The sequence below is a fragment of the Egbenema bharatensis FJBBOT/2019 genome (assembly GCF_048077055.1).
Taxonomy (GTDB): domain Bacteria; phylum Cyanobacteriota; class Cyanobacteriia; order Elainellales; family Elainellaceae; genus Egbenema; species Egbenema bharatensis.
In genome coordinates this window covers 2,539,566-2,554,476 of record NZ_CP182236.1, presented here as the reverse complement: position 1 = coordinate 2,554,476, position 14,911 = coordinate 2,539,566, and the positions used below count along the sequence as shown (strand labels likewise).

Below are 14,911 nucleotides of genomic sequence, written 5' to 3'. Positions count from 1 at the left end.
TAGCCATTTGAGATACTGCTTTCCCTGGAGTGGGGAAAGTTGGCTTTGATTGGTCTGCGCCATGAATGGTTTTTGTAGACACGAAACGAGTGGTAATATCCCGAAGCGTGAACTATGTCTTTTACACAGTGGCAATCTTGGCAAATGCTGAACAGCTTGTATCAAACGGTTCAGGAAATCCTGTCAGAAGCGTCTTCCTACGAGCAAGCATCAACAATTTGGGTTGGTAGCAGTGGTTCAACCTGGATTGCAGATATTACGATTCATGAGACGGAGACGGATGTAACTCTCCGGGTTCAGATGCCTGAAACTTTGGTTGATCTGAAAGTTAAAGTTTCACCAGAAACAGCGGTGATTCAAGGTAAACCGATCGCCTGTGATGTTGAGGGTTATTTCAGTGCCAGTTCTATCCAAAACTTGATTCCGTTGCCGATCGCGGTTCATCCAGAATCGGTTCAAGTCAAGCTGCAAGATAACGTGCTGATGCTGGTTTTACCTAAATCGGGCAGAATCCAGCGACAGACGATCGCGGTTCAAGTCACATCAGACGATCGGTGTCTGGAGCAGTCCAATGTTCTAAATGCTGAATGCTGCTAGTCCGGCCGGTAATCCGGTTGGGCATTGCTTCAACTACTTTTTAACTAATTAGTACCCCGCCGAACCTTTCAAAACTTTTATTCTGAAGCCCTGTCCAGTTCTCGGAGTGGGTTCCAGTCCTGCCAATGCATAGGTTGAATCATGGATATGGTCATTGCCGCGATGGAGACATCCACTAAACAAATCTTGATCATTGAAGATGAAGACCACATTCGAGAAGTGGTACAGACTTGTTTGCAAGAATTGGGAGGTTGGAAGGTTGCCGAAGCTGCATCAGGGGTAGAGGGGTTGATGCGGATTACGGAACAGTTACCTGACGCAATCCTACTTGACTTGATGATGCCTGAAATGGATGGCTTTGAGTTTTTAGAACGCTTGAATGGTCAATTTGAGGGTTCGATTCCAGTTGTCCTATTAACTGCCAAGCCAAACGTTAAGCAAAGTCAATTGGTTCAGCTCGGTGTGATCAAAACGATCGCCAAACCGTTTAACCCCCTATCCCTTCCCCACCAAATTGCTGAGGCTCTGGGCTGGGAAATTGAGATCAGGGATTAAAAAACTAGGGACTAATCTGGCCCACTGTCCCAACTTCATCTATACCTATAGCGTTCACAAATTGTTTGTGAACAAGGGGGTAGGGGCAACGCCCCCACGCCAGGGTTTTACCCCTGCACCCCGTTCAAATCCTACGGAGGATAGCTATATACCTATATCTATATCTATATCTATATCTATGGCTTGCGGGCAGATTTGAGGGCATACTCACGAAATCGATTGAGGTCTGCCTGAATCGTTGACTCGACAATGCGACCCAGGAAGAGATTGTCCATTAGCTTGCCCAAAATCCCAGGAATTGCATAGGCAACCGTCAGTTTGACAATGCTATGTTCGCCGCGATCGTAGAATCGAATCGCACCCCGGTTGGGTAGTCCATCCACGGATTCCCACTGAATAATTTGGTGCGTCACCAGTTTGGTAATGCGGGAGAGCCAGCTAAACTCAAAGCCACCCGATGCCAACTTCCATCGAGATAAGTCTGGATTATCCTCCAGCACCTTCACAGAATCAATCCACTTCATCCAGCGTGGCATCTGCTCCAGGTCAGACCACAAACTCCACACCAGTTCGATCGGTGTTTCAACTTCAACTTGTACGGTGTGCTCGAGCCAGTCAGTCATAGGAGTGGGGAGTGGGGAGTGGGGAATAGGGAGGGGGGAATGGATGAATCTTTGGAGATCAGAGTTTAGAATGACCCAACTCGACGGGATGTAATCCAGGCTGTGTGATTCATCATCCTAGTACCTGAACAGCCCTGACCCCTGCACTTGATATCCGATCGGTTCCAGAATGGCCGCTGCCGCCTGCTTGCCGGAAATCGTGGCTCCTTCCATGCTATCGATGTAGTCCTGTGCTGTGTAACTACCCGCCAGGAAGAAATTGGGAATGGGGGTTTTTTGGGGAGGGCGGTAAGGTTCCATCCCCGGATTTTCGCGGTAGAGGGACTGAGCCAACTTGACGACGTTGAACCAGGTCATGGTTAAATCGCGGGAAGATGGGAAGAGATCGTGAATTTGCTTGAGGGCGTGTTGAGCGATCTCCTCATTGCTCATCCGAATGAATGGATCACCAGGAGTGAGGACGACCTGCATTAACGATCCTTGCCCTTCCCGGTAATAGTTTCTGGGGCTAGACAGAGCCAGATCTGTGAAACAGGAGAAATCGGCATCGGCACTATAGAGTAAATTGTCAATTCCCGCCGCCTGATTGAGCTGCTTTCGCCGTTCTGCATCCTCCATTTCGGTAACCCAGCCATCAAAGCGGAGCTGCACCGTTACCACTGGAACGGCTTCTAGCTTGTAAATATTGTCAAATTCCGACCATTTGCGCCATTCCGCAGGTAATAGTCGTTGAATTCCAGGCACATCGCAGGCTGCGAGATAGACATCGGCTGTAACCGTTTCCTCTGTTTCTCCATTGGCAACGACCAGCCCTGTCACGGTAGTCTGTCCCTTTTGCTCACTCTGCTCAAACAGAATTCTACGGGTTTGTCGGCGTGTGTGGATTTGAACGCCTCGCTCCTGGAGGTAACGCAGGATGGGCTTGTGCAAATACTCATCGGGTGAACCCGCCAGCAAGTTGAGCCGGGAGGCTTCTGTCTTGGCCGCAAACATCATGAAGATGGTCAGCATACAGCGGGCAGAAATTTCTTCAGTATTAATGAACCCCAGAGCCAGAGCGATCGGATCCCACATTCGCTTCAGGCTGTTTTGCGATCCCCCATGACTGCGGAACCAATCAGCAAAGCTGATCCGATCGAGCGATCGAATCCACTTCATTGCAGCGTTGTAGTTCACCAATCCAGGGACGATCGGGCTAGTGCCAAGAGCCAGCGCGTTTTGCAGCTTGTCCAGGGGAGTCAACTGTCCGGTGGTAAAGAAAGCCTTGAGTCCATGAAACGGTGCGCCGAGCAGGAAGCGAAAGTCCAGCTTGCCAACGTCGCCCCCCCGATTGATGAAGGTATGGACGTGCTCTTTCGGCAGCAGGTTCTCAAACGCTCCCACTTTCTGCATCAGAGCAAACAGGTTGTAGTAGTTGTTGAAGAAAACGTGCAGCCCCATTTCAATGTGATTGCCGTTGGCATCGACCCAGCTTCCAACCTTGCCACCGACAAACGATCGCGCTTCAAAGATTTCCACTTCCTGTCCGGCATCTGCCAATTCAATCGCAGCAGCTAACCCCGCCAATCCAGCACCAACGATCGCAACTCGCATTCAACACCATTCCTGAACGATTCTTTACATAGTGTAAAGGAATGGGGCAGGAGTTTAACGGTTTCAAAGGGTTTATACCGATATTTTTTAAGGAAGCTCGCCTCTGCTTTAGGGAATTCCGTACCTACCAATGGGCAGATTAATCAAATCTTAAAACTTCTGCTACAGAACTTTAGACGAGACGAAAAGGAGATTGGTAGACTAAAGGTAATTAAACAGCAATATATTCTTGCAAGTCTTTACACATTTTGTTCGTGCCTGGATTTGGCTCACTACCTTTGCCCATTGCCTTCGCCCATTTACGGAGCAGATTTAACGTACACGGAGAGCGTTTAAGCATTCATGTTAACTGAAGTTCATATTGTCCCATTGGCGTTTCAGACCCTAGCCTCGTTCTTGCCATCCCTGCCGCTGGACAGCCTTTTGTCTACGCAAGGCATCATGGTGGCCCTCCTGATTGCCTATGCAGGAGCCATGTGGATGTTTTTGACCAGTGCTCCTAAGGTCTACACCGTGATGGTGACGGATCTGGAATTAGCCCGGCAGTTCTACGAGGGTTTGCTGGATTTGCCAGTGGCGGATGTACCGCTCCACTACTACTACAACTATGAACAAACGCTGGGAGCTGTTGGCGTTGATCCGCTCTATGCTTCAACTGCAAACCTGACGCGCTCCGGTTCGACCTACAACAATTCTGATGGGCTGTGGTATCAGTTGAGAAAAAATACGCAGCTCCACGTGATTTCCGGCGCTAGCATGGGTGCGAAAAACCGTCAGCGGCATGTCTGCTTTGACCATGACTGCCTGGAGCAATTGCTGCTGCGGGTGCAATCCTACGGCGTGAAGTACAAGATCCGTCGAGATAATCCGCTCAACTTCTTGGTGAAAGATCTGGATGGGCGAGTCATTGAGATGGCCGAGATCTCAAATTAGGCAGGCAAATTTAATAACCTGAGATTCTTGTGGGGTGGGCAGCGTTTCGACTGAGCTTAAGCCGAAGTCTGGCCCGCCCAGTTAAAGCAGCAGAAAAGAGAACAGGTTATTGAACCCATGCTCCTTGACGAGTTTTTTCTTCCACTCAGTCAGGCAAACCTGAATCATCAAAACCGCATTCATTACGCCCGCTCTTCATTGCTTCTGCGATCGAGTGGGCGTTACTTCGTTTGGATGCCTGGGCATACTGATGGAGTGTGTTAAAGAATGTAACTCTATCAGAAGTAATATATGAGCTTGGGGGCTATCCAGATTTCAGTTCGTAACTCGATCGGAACGCGGCTATTTTTGTATGTCCTCTGTGGGGCATTGCTTGGGCTAAGTAGTATGTCCTACCTGTTCTACCAGGTTTTGGAGAGTCAGGTCAGAGCTGAAATGGTCAGCCATTTGGAGACGCAAGCCGCCCTGGTGGAGGGGCAGCTTTCCCGCGTAGAACAATTGCTGTCTGATTCAGTCACAACGATCGAAGTCTTGCATGAGGCGAAGACGATTGATGCAGATTCCTACCGGGAGACAATGTTTGAACTGTATCAAAACCGACCGCCGATCGCACTGGGCGCAGGGGCTGCACAGGCTCCCTTTCAACTCGCACCCGATCGTTCCCTGTACTATCCCTACTTTTTTCTAGATCAACATACTCCTGATCAGGTTGGGCAACCTTTACCTGCCCCCCATTCCGACACGCGCTTTGTCGATATTGCTCAGCTGGAGGACTATACTCAGAAACCGTACTACCACACTCCGGTGGAAACGCAATCGGCTGTTTGGCTGGAACCCTATGCCTGGAATGACATTACAATGACCAGTCTTGTGGCTCCCATGTATGGCAAGTCATCCTCTAGCGACGACAACCCACTACTGGGATTTATGGGAGTGGATATTAGTGTCACTGCCCTGAGTCAGCAAATGAGTTTATCCCTGTTTAAGGACAGTGGTTACCTGACCATCATCAGTGATCAGGGAAATTTGCTAGCCTATCCTCCTGATCCCCAACAGGCAAAAAGTCTGGCGACCTATCAAGATATTCCCCAACTAAATGCCGTTTCGCCCCACATCAGCACTGATCCATCGGGACTGATTCAAAGCAATGGAATGTACTGGGCCTATCAACGGGTGCAAGGAACGCACTGGCTCATGCTAGAAGTTGTACCGCAGTGGGTGATTCTTCAACCGGTGCTGCTGATTGCGTTCGGTGCATCAATTGGTGCAGGTGGCATTCTGGCAGTGGTAGTCAGTTTCTTTATCCGACGGCTGAATCAGCGGCTGCGACCAATTTTAGATCAGTGCGATGCTTTGATTGAAACGGACATCGATCGCATCGAACGGTTGAATTTGCAGAACATAGACCCAACTGTGGTGGAATCTCAGCTGGCCCTCAGCGTCCAGAATAAAGATGAGCTGGACATCTTAGAGTTGCTGATTCAGCATATGGCAGAGCAGTTGCAAACCTCCTTTGAAGAGTTGGAACAGCGCGTTGCAGACCGAACCGAAGCCCTATCAACCACCCTCACGCAACTGAAACAGTCCCAGCTACAGCTTGTCCAAAATGAAAAAATGTCGAGCCTGGGGCAGTTGGTGGCGGGGGTGGCGCACGAAATTAATAATCCCGTTAACTTCATTCACGGTAACGTTTCCCACGTAGACACCTACGCTCGGGATCTGCTGAATCTGGTGCATCTCTATGACAAACATTTCCCTGAGCCACCGCCAGCTATTCAGGCAGAAATTGAAGCGATCGACCTGAAGTTTCTGGAGGCTGACCTGGAAAAAGCACTTCAGTCCATGCTCATAGGCACTGACCGAATTCGGGAGATTGTGCAATCGTTGCGAAACTTTTCCCGACTAGATGAATCGGAAGTCAAAGATGTTGATATCCATGAGGGCATCGACAGCACCATTACCATTTTGCAGAACCGACTCAAGGCAAAAGGCGATCGCCCGTCCATTCAAATCATCAAAGAGTACGGCATATTGCCCCTGGTGGAATGCTATGCTGGGCAACTGAATCAGGTGTTTATGAATCTGCTCAGTAATGCCATTGATGCTCTGGAAGAGCGCGATCGATTGCGATCGATCGAGGAAATCAAGGCAGAACCCAGTACGATTCGCATTTGGTCGGGTAAGGTGAGAAACCGCATTGCTATCCACATTTCAGATAATGGAACTGGCATGAGTGAAGCCGTGCGATCGCAAATTTTTGATCCCTTCTTCACCACCAAACCAGTGGGCAAAGGCACGGGAATGGGCCTGTCCATCAGCTACCAGATTGTTACAGACCGACATAATGGACGGCTCTGGTGCGAATCCACTCCGGGCAAGGGAACAAAATTCATCATTGAAATTCCGACCCGACAAAGTGCCGTTCCTTTAGTCGGAGAGGAGTACATTGCCGGGGTCGCGTTTTGACGAGACGCGAAGCCTCACAGCCCTCACCTGGCTTTTCCAAAAGTTCAAAAGTGGTGACAGGTTATTCGGCACTGTCCGCGTTGTCTTCTCCAGCTTCAGCACTGGCCGGTGTTTGGGTAGTCGCTTCTGGTGTTGCTTCTTGCTGTACCCGATAGCTATTGACAATCGCCTGCGCATCTTCCAGATAATCCGTGTAGGATGCATTAATCCCAGACAGCGTCAGGATGTAAATCGTGTCACCCCGTTGCTCAATAAAGCTTTCCGCATCCAGAACATTTTCCCCTGGATCTTTTCCTACCCAATCAATCCGGACACTACCATCTGGCTGCACCGCAGTTTGCTGCCAGTCAACTTCCGTCAAGTTTAAATTCGCCCGATACGCCTGTTTCAAAAACTCTTCCAATTGCTCATTGGTGTAGGTTTCCCCCTGAGCCGACCCAAACACCACTTCTCCTCGAAACGCTTCATCCTCAGAGTAAAAGATTAGCCCAGATTCCGTTGGTTGATATTGATATCCTTCTGGAAAAGAAATTTCAAACGCTCCATTCGGCTGACGATACGTAGCGTTCAGCGTGGATGGAGTCTGGTTCTCCGGCAGTGCATTAATGGCGGTTGGGAAACGCGGGCTAGCAGCAATCGGTGCAGGAATCTCAGCACTTGTAGTTTCTTCACTTCTGGCACAAGCGGACAGGGTCAGGGTAGACGCTACCAGCAAGAAGATCAGACGCAGTACGGGTTTCATCATGGTGGATGCTTAGAAACGAGCGGTTGATGCAGGTTGGGTAGAGAGAGAGGAGAGAGGAGAGAGGAGAGAGGAGAGAGGAGAGAATCAGTAAAGCCCATAGAACTTGTAAAATTGACTCCTTTAAGCGAACTTAAGGATCGTGAATTGAAAACCTGTCGATCGTTCTGCCTTTTTGACTGGGCGGGCAAGATGCCCACCCCACAAGAACTTCAGATGATTCAATTGGACTTCCTCAGTTCACTAAAATTCCCTCATTCATCTCCAATCCGCTCACTAACCCTTTACCTTATTCCCTTATAGCCGATCGAAATCAGGAGGACTGAAGATTCAGTGCTATTCGCGCAGCACAGGCAAAGCCTGTAGGACTGATTAGCTAGCTAATTGATCCAGGTAATCCGTAGCGCAGGCATCTTGCCTACCGCCCACCCCCTCACTTCTTAACTCCTCACTCCTGACTCCTCACTCCTCACTCCTCACTCTTCAACTCCTCACTCTTCTCCTCCCGCTTCAACAACGGAAACGCGATCGCATCCCGAATACTGGCACAGTCGCACAGCAGCATTACCAGGCGATCGATTCCCATGCCCATGCCGCCAGTGGGGGGCATGCCGTATTCCAGCGCGGTGAGGAAGTCTTCATCGACGCTGTTCGCTTCCAGATCCCCGGCAGCTTTGCGAGCAGCTTGAACTTCTAGCCGTTCCCGCTGATCGATCGGATCGGTTAACTCAGAGAAACTGTTGGCGGTTTCCCGGCCAACGATGAATAGTTCAAATCGCTCCACCAGCCCGGGTTTGCTGCGGTGGGGTTTGGCGAGGGGAGAAATTTCGACTGGATAGTCCAGAATGAAGGTGGGCTGAATCAGGGTGGGTTCCACCTTTTGCTCAAAGGCTTCATTCAATAGCTTGCCGATCGACTCGCAGTCCTCCACGTCCTTCAGTCCAGCAGCTTTCGCGGCCGATTTTGCCTCTGCCAGCGTTTTGAATTGGGTAAAGTCCAGCCCAGTCTGTTCCTGAATCACATCGTGCATCGTGACCCGTCGCCAGGGGGGAGTCAGATTCACCGTCTGTCCCTGATAGGATATTTCCAACGTCCCGATCACCTGCTCAGCCGCGTAGGTGATCAGATGCTCCGTCAGGGTCATCATGTCGTGGTAGTCGGCATAGGCCTGATAAATTTCGATCGTCGTAAATTCAGGGTTGTGCCGGGTAGAAACGCCTTCATTCCGGAAAATCCGTCCCAGTTCAAACACCTTCTCAAACCCGCCGACAATCAGCCGCTTCAGGTGCAACTCTGTGGCAATCCGCAGGTAAAGCTCCATCTCCAGCGTGTTGTGATAGGTGATGAAGGGTCGAGCTTCCGCGCCTCCCGCTTCCGATTGCAGGACAGGGGTTTCAATTTCGATAAAGCCCTGTTGATCCAGGTAGCGGCGAATGGCTGCCGTGATCAACGCCCGCTTACGGAAGGTACTCCGCACCTCTGGATTGACGATCAAATCCACATAGCGTTGGCGGTAGCGTTTTTCAATATCCGTCAACCCGTGCCATTTATCAGGGAGGGGCAGCAGGGATTTGGTCAAAATGCTGTAGTGACTGACATTGACCGAGAGTTCCCCTTTGTCCGTACGGCGGATCGTGCCCTTTACCCCCAGAAAATCCCCTACATCAGTCAACTGTTTCAGGTGGCTAAAGGCTTCCCCATCCTCCGTCATGCTTTCCCCAATTTTTTTCTTATCCAGGTAAAGCTGAATCGTCCCGGTTTCATCCTGTAGCGTGAAGAAAGCTAGCTTACCAAACACCCGCCGCGCCAGAATTCGACCGGCGATCGACACTTCCACCTCCACTTCTTCTCCATTCGGGAGGTCAGCATATTTCTCCTGGAGATCGGCGGCTCGATGGGAGATATCCCACCGATAGGCATAGGGAATCATGCCCAACTCCTTCAGTTGAGCTACTTTTTCAAGGCGAGTCGCGCGGAGATCGTCAGAAGACATGGCTGGGAGAGGTAATGGGTAATGAGTAATCGGGAATCGGGAATCGGGAATCGATAATTGGGAAAAGGCAAAAATATTGTCGGGTGGGTAGGGCCACCGCTTCAGTGCAGCATTCCCTTAATCTTGCTGATGGGCAAACTGATAAGCTCCGATCGCGGACAGGACAATGGCGATTGTCAATAAAATTGGAAAGCTGTACCAGGGAAACTCAGAGAGGGGCTGGAAAACGGCTGCCCTGAGACCAATGCTGGTGTAGGTAAGCGGCAGGAGATACACAATTGCTTTCAGGGCGATCGGCAGGGTAGCGGGGTCAAAGAAAGTTGCTCCCAGAAAGGACATGGGCACAATCAAAAAGTTATTGATCAAGCCAACCCCTTCCAGGGACTTCACGTTTAAACCGGCAATTACCCCTAACCCAGAGAACACAGCACAGTTCAGGACTAGCAGGAGTAGGAACAAAGGATGGAGGAAATTCAAGTTTTGCGTGAAAATCAGGGCGACTAGCAGGACAGAACCCGATGTCATCATGCCACGCACCACACCCGCCAGCATTTTACCCAGAAATAAAGATAGGGGATGAACGGGTAACAGGAGGATTTCCTCAAAGGTCTTGGAATAGAGTCGCTCACCGCAGATAGAAAAGGTTGTGCCGCCGAAGCTGATGGTCATGGAGGACAGGGCCACCATACCCGGCAGGATGAATTGGAGATAGTTATCTCCGAGGGGAGGAGCAATCTGCATGGCACTGCCCAGTCCTAAGCCAAACCCGATGATATAGATCAGGGGGGAAACCAGACCAGAGGCAATAACCTGCGGGAGCCGCACCCGAAGATCCAGCCAGTCGCCCCAAAATACGGTCAAACTATCGGCCAGGATGCCGCGGAGAAACGAGCCTTTAAATGATTGTCCCAACTGAAGGGAGGACTGAGAAGCCACAGGGGTTACACCGTCTAAACTAGAGTGACTAGATGAAGTAAGTTAAGAAATTTTTCCTTCTCCCTATTTTGGCACTTCTTGTAACCTTGAGCAGCAGCAGCAGAATTTGAAGTCAGCAGAATGGACAAAGCTGGAACCAGAATGGGGGGATGAAACGCGCTATGATCGGTTGATCGGGGAAACCGATCGTGGTTCTTAGCTCTGATAAAATCATCTTGTGACTTGGATCACTATCAAAACAACGGATACTCGATGGGAAGCAGAGTTTATGCAGCAAATGCTTATCGCTCATGAAATTCCAGTTCGAGTCGTTGCCCAAGGGGCAGCTATTCACTTTGGCTGTGATTCCCCCCTTGCGGTTCAGGTTCCTCCTCAGGATCAATGGACGGCGTTGCTCCTATTGAGTCCGATCGAAGAAAACCTTTAGCAGCAAAGTTTGAATCAGATGTGCAACTTCAACTCAATTTGCCATTTTTATCCCACTTTGATGGTACTGAACGCCTTAAAGGCTGGGAGTTCCAAAAGCCGTTAAATTAATCCACTCCAACATCAGCAGAGCACGATCGATCGCCTGAAGAATGGGCTTTTCTTTGTGTCTGACTATTTATTATGTTTCGCATTCGCTTTACATCTTTCCTTTTCACGATTCCTTAAAACTAATTCCCGGTTCACGATATGTCTTTATTTGACTGGTTTGCCAATCGCCGAAAAACCGAACCCATTAGCAAAGAACGGCAGGAGCGCGAAATTGCCGATGGGCTATGGACGAAGTGTCCCGAATGCGGTGTGCTGACCTACACGAAAGATTTACGCGCCAACCAGATGGTTTGCCTGGAATGCGGTCATCATCTGCGCGTCTATGCCGATGAACGGATTCAGCAGTTGATTGATGCGGGAACCTGGAAACCGTTGGATGAAGACCTGCGTCCAGTGGATCCCCTGAAATTCCGCGATCGCAAGTCCTACAGCGATCGGGTACGGGAGATCCATGAGCGAACCGGCTTAACCGATGCGGTACAAACCGGGTTAGGACAGTTGGATGGCTCTCCAGTTGCGCTAGGGGTGATGGACTTTCGGTTTATGGGCGGCAGTATGGGATCCGTGGTGGGGGAAAAGCTGACCCGGATGATTGAGCAGGGAACGCGGGAACGAATTGCCGTGGTGATTGTCTGTGCATCGGGTGGAGCCAGAATGCAGGAAGGAATGCTCAGTCTGATGCAGATGGCCAAAATTTCAGGTGCGCTGGAACGCCATCGAGAGGAAAGACTGCTCTACGTTCCAGTGTTGAGCCATCCAACGACGGGGGGAGTCACCGCCAGTTTTGCCATGCTGGGAGATATTATTCTGGCGGAACCGAAAGCGACGATCGGCTTTGCCGGGCGGCGGGTGGTAGAACAAACCCTGCGCGAAAAGCTGCCAGATGATTTCCAAACTTCTGAATACCTGCTCTCCCACGGTTTTGTGGATGCAATTGTGCCTCGAACGCAGCTCAAGAAGACGCTGGCGCAGTTAATTCGCCTACATCAGCCCTATCCGGCGATCGACCATTCTTCCCCTTCAGACTCCCATCATCATGTCGATTCTGCCCCGTTTATGCGGGTTCCTGATGCGCTGCCCCTGGAATCCCTGCGCCCGGATTAGGTGAATCCTGGGGTGGTGGGCATAAATCCTGGGGTGGTGGGCATGACTCTTGGAGTGGTGGGCAGTGCCCACCCTACGTTTACTACGTTTAATATCCGGACGGCTACATCCGAACCGCAACGACCTCAATTTCGACCAGCCAGCCAGGGTTAACTAAACCTGCCACCTGCATGGTCGATCGCGCGGGTAAGTTGGGCTGTTCTTCTGTGCCAAAAAACTGGGTGTAGCCCTCCATAAAGCCCGCAAAGTCCATCACTCCTCCCATCTCCGGATCACCTACCAGAAAAGCCTGCATCTTGACGACATCACTCATGGTCAGTCCGAGGCTGGTCAGAATCCCGTCGATTCGTTCCAGTACCGTCACCGTCTGCATCTGCGTATCCCCAAAGGCTTCGATTGAATTGGGATCGGCATCGGGATTGATTACCGGGGGCACCTGACCACTCACATAAACCAATGTTCCGGTCGTGGGAATCTCAACTGCCTGGGCGATCGGGAAAGTAGAGTTGGGGATGGGATGGCGGATAATCTCCTGAGCGATCGATCGATTGGGTGTCGCTAGGATAAAGGCAATAGACAGGCTGAACGCAATTAGACCCATCCAGACAATTCGTTTCATATTTTTCCAGCCTCTCAGCATTCTCAGCATTCAATCCACTCCTCAAAAATCCTATTCCTTCTCAGCATAGGGAGGAGGCTGAAAAATATTTGCTAGAAAAAATACCGTCTACGATTGAATAGTTTCCCAGGTCGTACCCAGCCAGCCTTCCAGAGCTTGTTTCTGTGCAGGAGATGGATCTTTGACGGGAACCAGTTGATAGGACGTGGGACGGGGTTCAGTCAGAGTGACGCGATAGGTGCGCAGTTCATCTTGATGAAATACCGAAACGTGAATGGTTTCACCCGCTGCATAGCACTTCAGCCGATCGCTCAGATCACTGGCTTTAACCCGCAACGAATCAATGGCCAGCAGTTCATCATCGGGATCCAGCCCAGCCCGCCGGGCCGGAGAGTTGGCTTCTACAAACTTCACCACCTCTCGACCATTTTCCGATCGCACCGTCATGCCCAGGAAGGGCTCTAAATCCTCAGTGTCCGGCTGAACCTGTAGGCCAAACGGTTCCAGGTAGCGATCGAAGGGCAACTCTTCCGTTGTATCCAGATAGCGATGGAAAAAGTCGCTCAGGTCTTCCTCCGCCACCGATTCAATCACCGTCTGTAATTCCTCTGGGGTAAAGCCAATTTCCGGCTGACCAAACTGTTGCCAGAGCTGACGCAGTACATCGTCCAGCGATCGCTGGTTGTTGAACTTAGCGCGAATCCGCAGATCCAGCAGCAGCGACACCATCTCTCCTTTGAGGTAGTAGGAAATCTGAGAGTTGTCACTGTTGGAATCCCGCCGATAGAGCTTAATCCAGGCATCAAAGCTGGACTCACTCAGGGGTTGCACCTGCCGACCGGGAGTTGTGAGATAACGGGAAATTTCCTTACTTAAAGATTTCAGGAACACCCTGGCATCATAGATTCCCGCCCTCAGGGGAAAAGTGATGTCGTAGTAGCTGGTTGCCCCTTCACTAAACCAGAGGGAAGGAGTATAGTTCTCCCCTTCGTAGTCAAACACTTCCAGCCCCTTCGGACGAATCCGCTTCACATTCCACAGGTGAAAGAACTCATGGGCCACCAACTGCATGAAGCGATGGTAGCGATCGTCCGTCTGAAACCCAAAGCGGGAATAGATCAACGAACAGGAATTTTTATGCTCCAGTCCGCCAAACCCCTGAGCCGCAATATGCAGCAGAAACATATAGCGATCGTAGGGCAGTCCCCCAAACAACGCTGCTTCCGTTTCAATAATCTTTTTAATGTCAACAACTGTTTGTTCGGGATCAATGTTGCCTGAGCCCCACAGGACAAACTGATGAGTTTTGCCCAACGCCTCAAACTCATAGGTTCGGTGATACCCCACCTCAAACGGACTGTCCACCAGCGTATCGTAGTCTGCCGCCAGGAAGGTATGCTTCTGATGGGGTATAGCCGGGAGCGTTGTGGCAATCGGCCAATCGACTCGGGGCGGAACGATCGTCACTTGAATTGGGCAATGCTGAAATTCGGGAATGTAGAAGAACAGAGCTGCACCGTTAAAGTAGCCGTGGGTAATATCCAGGTGATTGGTGCGAACCGTTAGCTCATTGGCATAGATGCGGTATTGAACCGTGATCTCGCTTACCCCCACCGTTTCCACTTGCCAATGGTTCTTACTCTGCTTCCGCCACGCCAGGGATTGCCCTCCCCCTCCCATCGCCTGAAAATCCTGGAGATGCCGGGCATACTCTCGCACCAGATAGGAACCAGGAGTCCAGACGGGCATTTTTAAATCCAGCCGATCCGATCGCCAGCCTTTGAGATGCAACGTCACCTCAAACAGGTGAGTTTCTGGCTGGGACATTGCCACCTGATAGTGAATCTCCAGATCGGTACGGGGAGACAACGATGGACGCATTTGAGTCGCTTCTGTCATGGGCCAAGGGGAAATATCAGCGAAATGTGGCTTAAAGAAATTATTCTAGCTAAATCTAGTGCCCAGGGGCACACAGTAAGGATCACGGATTAAATAGCCTGTAAAGCGGTTTACGTTGCTGACTGGGCGGGCAAGACTTCGGCTTGAGCCCTTCGGCTTGAGCTCAGATCGAAAGCTCAGTCGAAACGCTGCCCACCCCACAAGAATTCCAGATGATTCTCGCATTCCTAAGGATGCGCAGCAAGAATGCACAGGAGTCTGTCCCTACAGGATGCCATTTCAGGATGCCATTTCAGGATGCCATTTGCAGATTC

Annotated in this window: 13 protein-coding genes; 6 read left to right on the top strand and 7 right to left on the bottom strand. The window is 50.6% G+C overall.

The window, feature by feature from the left end; all coding sequences use genetic code 11:
- Positions 1–114: 114 nt before the first annotated feature.
- Together ACM1PF_RS11870 and ACM1PF_RS11865 are read left to right on the top strand one after the other, a co-directional pair.
- Positions 115–597, top strand: coding sequence for an Hsp20/alpha crystallin family protein (locus tag ACM1PF_RS11870; protein ID WP_416674744.1), 483 nt, complete (start codon positions 115–117; stop codon positions 595–597).
- A 141-nt stretch (positions 598–738) separates the two neighbouring features.
- Positions 739–1,152 (top strand): response regulator, encoded by a 414-nt coding sequence (locus tag ACM1PF_RS11865; protein WP_416674742.1) that lies wholly within the window; start codon positions 739–741, stop codon positions 1,150–1,152.
- Positions 1,153–1,328: 176 nt separating this feature from the next.
- On the opposite strand, the gene ACM1PF_RS11860 is transcribed toward ACM1PF_RS11865, so the two are convergent.
- Positions 1,329–1,775 carry an SRPBCC family protein gene (locus ACM1PF_RS11860; protein WP_416674740.1) on the bottom strand — a complete coding sequence of 149 codons (447 nt, stop codon included), beginning with the start codon at positions 1,773–1,775 and terminating at the stop codon, positions 1,329–1,331.
- 117 nt (positions 1,776–1,892) lie between these two features.
- Positions 1,893–3,368: a 9,9'-di-cis-zeta-carotene desaturase gene (gene zds, locus ACM1PF_RS11855; RefSeq protein WP_416674739.1), complete on the bottom strand. Its 1,476-nt coding sequence runs from the start codon at positions 3,366–3,368 to the stop codon at positions 1,893–1,895.
- 342 nt (positions 3,369–3,710) lie between these two features.
- On the opposite strand from zds, the gene ACM1PF_RS11850 reads away from it, so the two are divergent.
- Together ACM1PF_RS11850 and ACM1PF_RS11845 are read left to right on the top strand one after the other, a co-directional pair.
- A complete protein-coding gene (locus ACM1PF_RS11850) occupies positions 3,711–4,301 on the top strand; it encodes a VOC family protein (protein ID WP_416674738.1) in 591 nt (196 codons plus the stop codon).
- A gap of 291 nt (positions 4,302–4,592) precedes the next feature.
- Complete coding sequence (locus tag ACM1PF_RS11845) at positions 4,593–6,767, top strand: ATP-binding protein (RefSeq protein WP_416674736.1); 2,175 nt, start codon at positions 4,593–4,595, stop codon at positions 6,765–6,767.
- A 61-nt stretch (positions 6,768–6,828) separates the two neighbouring features.
- Here the strand turns inward: ACM1PF_RS11845 and ACM1PF_RS11840 are convergent, their stop codons facing one another.
- The 3 genes from ACM1PF_RS11840 to ACM1PF_RS11830 form a co-directional block, all read right to left on the bottom strand.
- Positions 6,829–7,512: a hypothetical protein gene (locus ACM1PF_RS11840; RefSeq protein ID WP_416674735.1), complete on the bottom strand. Its 684-nt coding sequence runs from the start codon at positions 7,510–7,512 to the stop codon at positions 6,829–6,831.
- A 466-nt stretch (positions 7,513–7,978) separates the two neighbouring features.
- Positions 7,979–9,502, bottom strand: a complete 1,524-nt coding sequence (lysS, locus tag ACM1PF_RS11835) for a lysine--tRNA ligase (RefSeq protein ID WP_416674733.1) — start codon at positions 9,500–9,502, stop codon at positions 7,979–7,981.
- Positions 9,503–9,619: 117 nt separating this feature from the next.
- Positions 9,620–10,438, bottom strand: coding sequence for an ABC transporter permease (locus ACM1PF_RS11830; RefSeq protein ID WP_416674732.1), 819 nt, complete (start codon positions 10,436–10,438; stop codon positions 9,620–9,622).
- 217 nt (positions 10,439–10,655) lie between these two features.
- On the opposite strand from ACM1PF_RS11830, the gene ACM1PF_RS11825 reads away from it, so the two are divergent.
- Together ACM1PF_RS11825 and accD are read left to right on the top strand one after the other, a co-directional pair.
- A complete protein-coding gene (locus ACM1PF_RS11825; RefSeq protein ID WP_416674730.1) occupies positions 10,656–10,865 on the top strand; it encodes a hypothetical protein in 210 nt (69 codons plus the stop codon).
- A gap of 248 nt (positions 10,866–11,113) precedes the next feature.
- Positions 11,114–12,079: an acetyl-CoA carboxylase, carboxyltransferase subunit beta gene (gene accD / locus ACM1PF_RS11820; RefSeq protein WP_416674729.1), complete on the top strand. Its 966-nt coding sequence runs from the start codon at positions 11,114–11,116 to the stop codon at positions 12,077–12,079.
- A 103-nt stretch (positions 12,080–12,182) separates the two neighbouring features.
- Here the strand turns inward: accD and ACM1PF_RS11815 are convergent, their stop codons facing one another.
- Both ACM1PF_RS11815 and ACM1PF_RS11810 read right to left on the bottom strand, forming a co-directional pair.
- Positions 12,183–12,698, bottom strand: coding sequence for a RidA family protein (locus tag ACM1PF_RS11815; protein WP_416674727.1), 516 nt, complete (start codon positions 12,696–12,698; stop codon positions 12,183–12,185).
- A gap of 108 nt (positions 12,699–12,806) precedes the next feature.
- Positions 12,807–14,597: a M61 family metallopeptidase gene (locus ACM1PF_RS11810; RefSeq protein ID WP_416674726.1), complete on the bottom strand. Its 1,791-nt coding sequence runs from the start codon at positions 14,595–14,597 to the stop codon at positions 12,807–12,809.
- Between the last annotated feature and the right edge of the window lie 314 nt (positions 14,598–14,911).

Bases quoted from the DNA above. Each gene is read 5' to 3' on its own strand.
- ACM1PF_RS11840 (WP_416674735.1), bottom strand. From the start codon at position 7,512: ATGATGAAACCCGTACTGCGTCTGATCTTCTTGCTGGTAGCGTCTACC.
- ACM1PF_RS11870 (WP_416674744.1), top strand. From the start codon at position 115: ATGTCTTTTACACAGTGGCAATCTTGGCAAATGCTGAACAGCTTGTAT.
- ACM1PF_RS11850 (WP_416674738.1), top strand. From the start codon at position 3,711: ATGTTAACTGAAGTTCATATTGTCCCATTGGCGTTTCAGACCCTAGCC.
- ACM1PF_RS11815 (WP_416674727.1), bottom strand. From the start codon at position 12,698: ATGAAACGAATTGTCTGGATGGGTCTAATTGCGTTCAGCCTGTCTATT.
- ACM1PF_RS11865 (WP_416674742.1), top strand. From the start codon at position 739: ATGGATATGGTCATTGCCGCGATGGAGACATCCACTAAACAAATCTTG.
- ACM1PF_RS11810 (WP_416674726.1), bottom strand. From the start codon at position 14,597: ATGACAGAAGCGACTCAAATGCGTCCATCGTTGTCTCCCCGTACCGAT.
- lysS (WP_416674733.1), bottom strand. From the start codon at position 9,502: ATGTCTTCTGACGATCTCCGCGCGACTCGCCTTGAAAAAGTAGCTCAA.
- zds (WP_416674739.1), bottom strand. From the start codon at position 3,368: ATGCGAGTTGCGATCGTTGGTGCTGGATTGGCGGGGTTAGCTGCTGCG.
- accD (WP_416674729.1), top strand. From the start codon at position 11,114: ATGTCTTTATTTGACTGGTTTGCCAATCGCCGAAAAACCGAACCCATT.
- ACM1PF_RS11845 (WP_416674736.1), top strand. From the start codon at position 4,593: ATGAGCTTGGGGGCTATCCAGATTTCAGTTCGTAACTCGATCGGAACG.
- ACM1PF_RS11860 (WP_416674740.1), bottom strand. From the start codon at position 1,775: ATGACTGACTGGCTCGAGCACACCGTACAAGTTGAAGTTGAAACACCG.